Origin of the sequence: Lysinibacillus sp. BF-4, assembly GCF_000743635.1 — a bacterium.
Lineage (GTDB): Bacteria > Bacillota > Bacilli > Bacillales_A > Planococcaceae > Metalysinibacillus > Metalysinibacillus saudimassiliensis.
Genome location: NZ_JPUW01000055.1, coordinates 1 through 10,100 on the forward strand (window position 1 = coordinate 1; position 10,100 = coordinate 10,100).

General features: G+C 40.4%; 12 protein-coding genes. All 12 read left to right on the forward strand.

Features of this window, described 5'->3' with window-relative positions; all coding sequences use genetic code 11:
* Window positions 1-135 precede the first annotated feature (135 nt).
* The 12 genes from upp to CH76_RS12550 all read left to right on the forward strand — a co-directional run bounded on the left by upp (window position 136) and on the right by CH76_RS12550 (window position 10,023).
* Window positions 136-765 (forward strand): uracil phosphoribosyltransferase, encoded by a 630-nt coding sequence (gene upp / locus CH76_RS12495; protein WP_036146932.1) that lies wholly within the window; start codon window positions 136-138, stop codon window positions 763-765.
* Between the two features lie 63 nt (window positions 766-828).
* Entirely contained in the window at window positions 829-1,953 is a 1,125-nt protein-coding gene (gene wecB, locus CH76_RS12500; protein WP_036146934.1) for a non-hydrolyzing UDP-N-acetylglucosamine 2-epimerase, read from the forward strand.
* Between the two features lie 510 nt (window positions 1,954-2,463).
* Entirely contained in the window at window positions 2,464-2,835 is a 372-nt protein-coding gene (locus CH76_RS12505) for an ATP synthase subunit I (protein ID WP_036146937.1), read from the forward strand.
* A gap of 33 nt (window positions 2,836-2,868) precedes the next feature.
* Window positions 2,869-3,591: a F0F1 ATP synthase subunit A gene (atpB, locus tag CH76_RS12510; protein WP_036146938.1), complete on the forward strand. Its 723-nt coding sequence runs from the start codon at window positions 2,869-2,871 to the stop codon at window positions 3,589-3,591.
* A gap of 66 nt (window positions 3,592-3,657) precedes the next feature.
* Window positions 3,658-3,870 (forward strand): F0F1 ATP synthase subunit C, encoded by a 213-nt coding sequence (gene atpE / locus CH76_RS12515; RefSeq protein ID WP_010857993.1) that lies wholly within the window; start codon window positions 3,658-3,660, stop codon window positions 3,868-3,870.
* A gap of 162 nt (window positions 3,871-4,032) precedes the next feature.
* The gene (atpF, locus tag CH76_RS12520) at window positions 4,033-4,560 is read left to right on the forward strand and encodes a F0F1 ATP synthase subunit B (protein ID WP_036146940.1); all 528 of its coding nucleotides are present in this window, start codon (window positions 4,033-4,035) and stop codon (window positions 4,558-4,560) included.
* Window positions 4,557-5,093: a F0F1 ATP synthase subunit delta gene (locus CH76_RS12525; RefSeq protein ID WP_036146943.1), complete on the forward strand. Its 537-nt coding sequence runs from the start codon at window positions 4,557-4,559 to the stop codon at window positions 5,091-5,093. The genes atpF and CH76_RS12525 overlap by 4 nt, the downstream gene beginning before the upstream one ends.
* Window positions 5,094-5,120: 27 nt before the next feature.
* Window positions 5,121-6,629, forward strand: coding sequence for a F0F1 ATP synthase subunit alpha (gene atpA / locus CH76_RS12530; RefSeq protein ID WP_036146944.1), 1,509 nt, complete (start codon window positions 5,121-5,123; stop codon window positions 6,627-6,629).
* A 315-nt stretch (window positions 6,630-6,944) separates the two neighbouring features.
* The gene (atpG, locus tag CH76_RS12535; RefSeq protein WP_036146947.1) at window positions 6,945-7,802 is read left to right on the forward strand and encodes an ATP synthase F1 subunit gamma; all 858 of its coding nucleotides are present in this window, start codon (window positions 6,945-6,947) and stop codon (window positions 7,800-7,802) included.
* A gap of 75 nt (window positions 7,803-7,877) precedes the next feature.
* Window positions 7,878-9,293: a F0F1 ATP synthase subunit beta gene (gene atpD, locus CH76_RS12540; protein WP_036146948.1), complete on the forward strand. Its 1,416-nt coding sequence runs from the start codon at window positions 7,878-7,880 to the stop codon at window positions 9,291-9,293.
* Window positions 9,294-9,318: 25 nt separating this feature from the next.
* A complete protein-coding gene (locus CH76_RS12545) occupies window positions 9,319-9,726 on the forward strand; it encodes a F0F1 ATP synthase subunit epsilon (protein ID WP_036146952.1) in 408 nt (135 codons plus the stop codon).
* A gap of 57 nt (window positions 9,727-9,783) precedes the next feature.
* Complete coding sequence (locus CH76_RS12550) at window positions 9,784-10,023, forward strand: DUF1146 family protein (RefSeq protein WP_036146955.1); 240 nt, start codon at window positions 9,784-9,786, stop codon at window positions 10,021-10,023.
* The last annotated feature ends 77 nt before the right edge of the window (window positions 10,024-10,100 follow it).

Consider the following 10,100-nt stretch of genomic DNA (forward strand, 5'->3'; position numbering starts at 1 on the left):
TTTGAGCGGAGGCTTTTTTATGTTTCGCACAAAGTTGTGTACAACACAAAACAAATTTCAAAAAGCATAGTACTTTCTGTTATACTAGTTTAGATTAAAAAAGACATTTTCAAAAAAAGTTAGGAGCGACTCACTATGAGCAAAGTATATGTATTTGATCACCCGTTAATTCAACATAAATTAACACATATCCGTGATATTAACACAGGCACAAAAGAATTCCGTGAATTGGTTGATGAGGTTGCAACATTAATGGCCTTCGAAATTACACGCGAACTACCATTAGAGGACAAAGTAATTAACACACCAGTAACTGAAATGACTTCTAAAGTATTAAGCGGTAAAAAAATCGGTATCGTGCCAATCTTACGTGCAGGTATCGGTATGGTTGAGGGTGTACTAAAACTAATCCCAGCAGCTAAAGTTGGTCACATTGGTTTATACCGCGACCCTAAAACATTACAACCAATTGAGTATTATGCAAAATTACCAGCAGACGTAGCAGAGCGTGAGTTTATCGTTGTAGACCCAATGCTTGCAACAGGTGGCTCGGCAATTGAAGCAATCAACTCACTTAAAAAACGCGGTGCCATTAACATTAAATTTATGTGTTTAATCGCAGCACCAGAAGGCGTTAAAGCATTACAAGAAGCGCATAATGACGTGGATGTTTACATCGCAGCATTAGACGAAAAATTAGACGACCATGGTTACATCGTTCCAGGACTTGGCGATGCTGGCGACCGTTTATTCGGCACGAAATAAAAAAGAGCGTTCCCTATGAGAGTAGGGGGCGTTTTCTATATTACAAAAAGGTAGGGATAACAGATGAAAAAGTGGAAGGTAATGACGATTTTTGGTACGCGTCCAGAGGCAATTAAAATGGCGCCGCTTGTGCTAGAGCTTGAAAAACACCCAGAGGAAATTGAATCTATCGTGACAGTAACGGCACAGCACCGTCAAATGCTAGATCAAGTGCTCACAACTTTTGAAATTAAGCCCGATTATGATTTAAATATTATGAAGGATCGTCAAACATTAATTGACGTAACAACAAATGCCTTACAAGGGCTAGATAAAGTAATGAAGGAAGCGAAGCCTGACATCGTATTAGTGCACGGTGATACAGCTACTACCTTTATCGCAAGTCTTGCGGCATTTTATAACCAAATTGCGATTGGTCACGTTGAAGCGGGCTTGCGCACTTGGAACAAATACTCACCATACCCAGAAGAAATGAATCGTCAGCTAACAGGTGTAATGGCAGATTTACACTTCTCACCAACTGACAAGTCGCGCCAAAATTTATTAGACGAAAATAAAAACGACGCTACGATTTTTGTGACGGGCAATACAGCGATTGATGCATTAAAAACGACAGTAAGCGAAGACTATACGCACCCAGTACTTGACGCTATTGGTACGGACCGCATGATTTTATTAACTGCACACCGCCGCGAAAACTTAGGCGAGCCAATGCGTAATATGTTTAAAGCAATTAAGCGTTTGCTTGCGGAGCATGATGACATTCAAGTGGTATACCCAATGCATATGAATCCAGTGGTACGTGAAACAGCAAATGAAATTTTAGGTGATGACCCACGCATTCATTTAATTGAACCACTTGAAGTTTTTGATTTCCATAACTTTGCGTCACAGTCGTATATGATTTTAACAGATTCAGGTGGTATTCAAGAGGAGGCTCCGTCACTTGGTAAGCCTGTAATTGTGCTACGTGATACAACAGAGCGTCCAGAGGGAATTGAAGCGGGCACGTTAAAACTTGCGGGTACAGAGGAAGAAACGATTTATGCACTCTCTAAGGAGTTACTTGTCAACAAAGATGCTTATAATTTGATGGCAAAAGCGTCAAATCCGTATGGTGACGGTCATGCGTCTGAAAGAATCGTGAAAGCGCTTTTACAATTCTTGAAAAAAGACGAAAATAAATAATTTGCACGAGCAACAGAAAAACAGTATTTTCGATGTGTATTTCGTGGTAAGTAAGTTGTTTTTTGCGTGATTTTATATGGTATCATAGAGATTGTGAAGCATAACACAATTTTGTCAACAATTTGACAAGAAAAATAGGCTTGTGAAGTTTTTCTCTAGAACTAATTGACTTCAAAAACCTACTATTGTATGCTTACAAAGGGTATTATTGATAACGTTTTTTATTACTGCAAAGTTGTGAAAACGCTTATCTCATCTAAGTTTCACACTGTTCATGCAGTTGAAACAGGTAAAAACAGTTCGCATTTTGCGTCTGGATTATTGACGTCCACATGCAGGCGGAAGTTGCATAGTATCCCAGCATTTCTACAAGAATCTGCAAGGGATTCTCTACTATACTTCACTTCCACACCGCTTGAGTAGGTAACTACTCGTTTCTGATTTCACTAAGTGGTCATCAAATTTACCCAAGTATTACGATAAAAAAACGATTCAGGAGACGACAAACAAATGCTAGATTTGCATCACATTTTTACTATGCAGAAAAGAGCGTTATTTTTTTTGCTCGCAATTTGCGCGATCGGCTGGACGGCTACATCTTATGAAACCGTATTTGCAGGCATCGCACTTGGTGCATTGTTTGGCACGTACAACTTCTGGATTTTAGTACGTCGTATGGATAAGTTTGACCGTTCCATAAGTGAAGGGACAAAAACAACATCGCTCGGCACATTGCTTCGCTTTGCGTCAGGTGTTGCAGCAGTCGCATTAGCTATGACCATACCAGAACACTTTAATGTAGCAAGTACGGTAATTGGGCTGATGCTTCCATACGCTTTCCTCTATTTAGAGCGAATCGTATCTCATTTAAGGAACCACTAACATGTGCATTAGAAAGAGAGGTGAATTGCAAAAATGGATCACATATCACCATTAAAAGAGGTTAATATTTTAGGTTTACCTTTAGTATTTAACTTATCTACAATTATGATGCTTCTTGTTTCAGCAACAATTGTATTTTTAATCGCATTTATTTGTACGCGTAATCTACAAATGAAGCCAACAGGAAAGCAAAACTTCATGGAGTGGGTAATGGACTTCGTTAAAGGCATTGTTAAAAGTAACATGGACTGGAAAACGGGCGGTCGATTCCACGTTTTAGGGTTAACACTTATTATGTTCATCATCGTATCGAACTTACTAGGTTTACCATTCTCTATTGCGTATGATCACGTGCTATGGTGGAAATCACCAACAGCAGACCCTACAGTTACAATGTCTCTAGCTGTAATGATTTTATTACTTACACATTATTATGGAGTAAAAATGCGTGGTACTGGAAATTACGGAAAAAGTTTCTTCCAACCAATGTCATTTATGTTCCCGTTAAAGCTTGTTGAGGAGTTTGCGAATACGCTAACACTTGGTCTACGTCTTTACGGTAACATTTACGCAGGTGAGATTTTAATCGGGCTTATCGCAGGTCTTGCATCAGCAGGAGCTATGGGATTCCTAGGTGGTATTATCCCAATGATGGCTTGGCAAGGTTTCTCTATCTTCATCGGCTTTATCCAAGGTTTCATCTTTACAATGTTAACGATGGTTTATATTGCTCACAAAGTGAGTGACGACCATTAATATAATAGGTAGGTAACTACTTATAAAAAACAAAAAAACAAACACTTCCAAGGAGGAAATTTAACAATGGGTTTATTAGCAGCGGCAATCGCAATTGGTTTAGGTGCACTTGGTGCAGGTATTGGTAACGGTCTTATCGTTTCAAAAACAGTAGAAGGTATCGCTCGTCAACCAGAAGCACGTGGCGTTCTTCAAACTACAATGTTCATCGGGGTTGCATTAGTTGAGGCATTACCGATCATCGCAGTAGTAGTAGCATTCATCGTAATGAACAAGTAATAACTAATTTAATTAAGTCGGCGGAGAAGATTCAACTGAGGACGCTTCGCCTTTCCTATTAATTACGAACATTAGATGGCAACATCATTTCTATAACGTTTTACCTTAAATGAAAACAATTGAAACATTATTTTATATGCTCTTGAAGGGAGTGAAACAATCGTGGTATTAGATTACTTAGTTTTAGGTGCAGGTTTTGATCTTAACAAACTGAACCTAGGTGATGCTTTAGCGACAGTTGTGATCTTCGGTATTTTAATGTTACTTCTTAAAATAGTTGCATGGGGTCCATTAATGGGCATGATGCAACAACGTGAAGAATTCGTAGCGAGCGAAATCAACGAAGCTGAAAAAGCACGCAAAGAAACTCACAAACTATTAGAAGAACAAAAAGCGCTTCTTAAAGAAGCACGTACTGAAGCACAAACGATTGTTGAAGGCGCGAAGAAACAGAGCGAGCTACAAAAAGAAGAAATTCTTGAAGCTGCACGCACTGAAGCTACACGTTTAAAAGAATCAGCTGTACGTGACATCGAAACAGAAAAAGAAAAAGCTATCGCAGCAGTTCGACAAGAAGTTGTATCGTTATCTGTATTAGCAGCATCTAAAGTTCTTGGTAAAGAAATTTCTGAGAATGATAACCGTGCGTTAATCGAAGAAACGATTGCGAAGGCAGGCGAAGCGAAATGACTCAGTCAATCGTAGCTAAACGCTACGCTCAAGCACTATTTGAGCTGGCAAAAGGGCAAGGCCAACTTGCTGAAGTAGGTTCTGATTTACAGGAAATCGTTAAAGTAGCTAAACAATCACCTGATTTTTTAGCAGTGCTTGGCGCACCAAAAATCACAATCGAAAAAAAGAAGCAAATGGTAACGCAACTGTTCGCAGGTGCAACACCAACGGTTCTTGACACACTTCAACTATTAGTTGATAAAAAACGTATTACTGAAGTAGGCGCTATTGCCGAAGTTTACAGTGAACTTGCAGCTAATGAGCAAGGCTCTGCAAACGCAGTAGTATACTCAACACGCGAACTTACAGCTGAAGAGCGCGAAAGCATCTCAACAGCATTTGCTAAACGTGTTGGCAAACAAACATTAACAATTACAAACGAAATCGACCCATCATTATTAGGTGGTATTCGTGTTCAAATCGGTAACCATATTTTTGACAGCACAGTGCTTGCAAAGCTTGCGCGTCTTGAAAATGAGTTAATCGGATAATATTAAGAAATGTGAGAGGTGACAAACATGAGCATCAAGGCTGAAGAAATCAGCGTGCTGATTAAGCAGCAGATTGAAGGTTATCAATCTGAATTAGAAGTAAGCGAAGTAGGTACAGTTATCCGAATCGGTGACGGTATCGCTCTTGCTCATGGCCTGGACAACGCTATGGCTGGAGAACTTTTAGAGTTCTCTAACGGTGTTATGGGTATGGCACAAAACTTAGAAGAAGGTAACGTAGGTATCGTTATTCTAGGACCATACACTGACATTAAAGAAGGCGACAGCGTAAAACGTACTGGCCGTATTATGGAAGTTCCTGTTGGGGAAGAATTAATCGGACGCGTAGTAAACGCATTAGGTCAACCAGTTGATGGTCAAGGCCCGATTAATACAACAAAAACACGTCCTATCGAAAGCCCAGCTTTCGGTGTAATGGCACGTAAATCAGTTGACGAACCACTACAAACTGGTATTAAAGCGATTGACGCTCTTGTACCAATCGGTCGTGGACAACGTGAATTAATCATCGGTGACCGCCAAGTTGGTAAAACTTCGGTAGCTATCGATACAATTCTTAACCAAGGTGACCAAGATATGATTTGTATCTACGTTGCAATTGGTCAAAAAGAATCTACAGTTCGTGGTGTTGTTGAAACATTACGTAAAAACGGTGCATTAGACTACACTATCGTAGTAACAGCTTCTGCATCACAACCAGCACCATTATTATACCTAGCTCCTTACGCTGGCGTATCAATGGCGGAAGAGTTCATGTTACAAGGTAAACACGTACTTATCGTTTATGATGACTTATCTAAACAAGCAGCGGCTTACCGTGAACTTTCATTATTATTACGTCGTCCTCCAGGTCGTGAAGCTTACCCTGGTGACGTATTCTACTTACACAGCCGTTTATTAGAGCGTGCTGCGAAGTTAAACGAGTCTTACAACTCAGGTTCTATTACAGCTTTACCATTCGTAGAGACACAAGCGGGCGATATCTCAGCATATATCCCAACAAACGTTATCTCTATCACTGATGGTCAAATCTTCTTACAATCTGACTTATTCCACTCAGGTGTACGCCCAGCAATCAACGCTGGTCTTTCAGTATCACGTGTAGGTGGTTCGGCTCAAATTAAAGCAATGAAAAAAGTTGCGGGTACACTACGTCTTGACTTAGCTGCATTCCGTGAGCTTGAATCATTCGCTCAATTCGGTTCTGACTTAGATAAAGCAACACTTGCTAAACTAGAGCGTGGTAAACGTACGGTTGAAGTTCTTAAACAAGACCTAAACAAACCACTTAAAGTTGAAAAACAAGTTGCTATTTTATATGCATTAACTCGTGGTCATTTAGATGATATTCCAGTACAAGACATCGTTCGTTTCGAAGGTGAAATGTTAAGCTGGTTAGATTCAAACCACACTAACGTTTTAGATCACATCCGTTCTACAAAAGAACTTGCGCCAGATGCAGACATGACAGCAGCAATCAACGCTTTCAAGAAAACATTCGCAAAATCTGAATAATAATTAAAAGCTCTTCATACCGTTTATACGTGAGGAAGTTGGAGGATCTTGACGCAGTGTGCTTGCACACGTAGGAAAGAACCGAAACGGCTGAACGTATGGTATGAAAGAGCTGGATACCGTTAAAAGCTACGTTCACCGTTCAGACCAGCACATCGTTGGAAAATTCGGTATGAACGAAGCAACGCAAAAAATTATTCAATAAATATGTTCAACACCATCTACTAATTACCGCTGCAGAGGTAGTTAGTTGATGTGTGTAAAAGAACATTTATGTAGATGATGAACAAAAAACAATAAGGTGGTGAAATACCAGTGGCAAACTTACGTGATATCGAAATGCGTATAGTATCGACTAAGAAAACAAGTCAAATTACTAAAGCGATGCAAATGGTTTCAGCTTCTAAGCTAAACCGTGCTGAGCAAAACGCAAAAAAATTCGTTCCCTATATGGAAAAGGTACAAGACGTAGTTGGTGCAATCGCATCAGGTACGAAAGACAGCGGTCACCCAATGTTAACGGTTCGTCCAGTTAAAAAGACAGCTTATCTTGTTATCGGTTCTGACCGTGGTTTAGCAGGCGCGTATAACTCTAGTGTTTTACGTAAAGTGCAAGCTACATTAAACGAACGTCATAAATCTAAGGATGAGTACGTTATTCTAGCAGTTGGCCGTGTTGTGCGCGATTACTTCGTTAAACGTGATCACAACGTTATCGGTGAAATTGTTGGATTATCTGACCAACCTACATTTGCTGACATCAAAGACATCGCTCGTAAGGCTGTTGGTATGTTCACGGATGGTACGTATGACGAGCTTTATATGTACTACAATCACTTCGTAAGTGCGATTGCAAATGAAGTTACGAAGAAAAAGCTTTTACCATTAACAGATATTGCGCCAGCAGGTACAACTGCTTCTTACGAATTCGAGCCATCAGGCGAAGCAATTCTTGAAGTGTTACTTCCACAATATGCGGAAAGCCTAATTTACGGTGCATTATTAGACGGTAAAGCAAGTGAACATGCTGCTCGTATGACAGCTATGAAGAGTGCAACAGACAATGCTAGTGAGTTAATCGATGATTTATCACTTTCATATAACCGCGCGCGTCAAGCCGCAATTACACAAGAAATTACAGAAATCGTTGGTGGAGCTGCAGCCTTAGAATAGGCCAGCTTCCCAATGTCGTATAAGGTATTAGCTACAATAAGCTATATACCAATCGATAAGGAGGGTACACAGTAAATGAATAAAGGACACGTTCTACAAGTAATGGGTGCGGTAGTTGACGTTAAGTTCGAAAACGGTAAATTACCAGAAATCTTTAACGCATTAACTGTTGAGATTAAACGTCCAAATGAAGAAGCACAACTTCTATCATTAGAAGTAGCACTTCATTTAGGTGATGATGCTGTTCGTACGATTGCTATGTCATCTACAGATGGCTTACAACGCGGAGCAGAAGTTACAGACTTAGGAAAAGCTATTTCTGTACCAGTTGGTGAAGTTACATTAGGTCGCGTATTTAACGTACTAGGTGACATTATTGACTTAGGTGAAGAAATTCCAGCTAGCGTACGTCGTGATTCAATTCACCGCGAAGCGCCAAGTTTTGAACACTTATCAACTACAGTTGAAATCCTAGAGACAGGTATCAAAGTAGTAGACTTATTAGCACCATACATCAAAGGTGGTAAAATCGGTCTATTCGGTGGTGCCGGCGTAGGTAAAACAGTATTAATCCAAGAATTAATCAACAACATCGCACAAGAGCACGGCGGTATCTCGGTATTCGCAGGTGTAGGTGAGCGTACTCGTGAGGGTAATGACTTATTCTACGAAATGAGTGACTCTGGTGTAATCAAGAAAACAGCAATGGTATTCGGTCAAATGAATGAGCCACCTGGTGCACGTATGCGTGTAGCATTAACTGGTTTAACAATGGCTGAGTATTTCCGTGATGAGCAAGGTGCAGACGTACTTTTATTCATCGATAATATCTTCCGTTTCACGCAAGCAGGTTCTGAGGTTTCTGCCCTATTAGGTCGTATGCCTTCTGCGGTAGGTTACCAACCAACACTTGCTACTGACATGGGTAAATTACAAGAGCGTATCACGTCTACAGACAAAGGTTCTGTTACTTCGATCCAAGCGATCTACGTACCAGCCGATGACTATACTGACCCGGCTCCTGCAACTACTTTCGCCCATTTAGATGCAACAACTAACTTAGAGCGTAAATTATCTGAGATGGGTATCTACCCAGCGGTTGACCCATTAGCTTCTACTTCACGTGCGCTTTCACCAGAAATCGTAGGCGAAGAACACTACGGTGTTGCTCGTGGCGTTCAACAAACGTTACAACGTTACCGCGAATTACAAGATATCATTGCTATCTTAGGTATGGATGAGTTAAGTGATGAAGACAAGAAAACAGTTGACCGCGCTCGTCGTATTCAATTCTTCTTATCTCAAAACTTCCACGTAGCTGAACAATTCACTGGTCAAAAAGGTTCTTATGTACCAGTTAAAGAAACAGTTCGTTCATTCAAAGAAATCCTTGAAGGTAAGTATGACCATTTACCAGAGGATGCTTTCCGTCTAGTAGGTTCTATCGAAGAAGTAATCGAAAAAGCGAAAAGCATGGGCGTAGAGGTATAATACTAGGTACGGAGGAGGAAAACATATGAAGACAGTAACAGTCAATATTGTCACTCCCGACGGCCCTGTATACGATTCAGACGTATCAATGGTAATTGTGAAAACAACTTCTGGTGAGATGGGTATTTTAGCAGGCCATATTCCAATGGTAGCACCACTTGCAGTTGGTGCGGTTAAGCTAAAAAAAGCTGACAACAAAGAAGAGTTAGTAGCAGTTAGCGGCGGCTTCGTTGAAGTGCGACCAGATAAAATTTCGATTTTAGCTCCTGCTGCTGAAGTAGCAACTGATATCGATGTTACGCGTGCCAAAGAAGCATTAGCTCGTGCCGAACAACGCATGGCTAAGAAACAAGCTGACCTTGACGCAACACGCGCTGAATTAGCTTTACAACGTGCGATGAATCGTATCCGCGTTCATGAGGGTAATATCTAATATGTACAAAGAGCGTCCCATTTCGGGGCGCTCTTTTTTTATAAGGAGGACAATGAAATGGATGTGTATCATGCACTAGGGCAAGAGGCATTAATTAGCTTAATTGCACATGTCTTTTTTATCGCAGTTGCTTTTTTTGCGTTACAAGCACTGCGTCTTGATCAAATTGTTAAACAAAATCGTGTCTTTCAGGTACAACTGTTATATATTTTTATGAGTATTGCACTCGGCTCATTAGTAGCACAATTCTTTTTACTTGTGTCACGCTGGTCACAGCAATTACCTTATTTGTTTTAGTCAAGTCAGCCACTAGAAATATTTATCAAAAATAGGCGAGAATACTCCCACCTCAAGGAACGTGAAGGGCGTAGCCC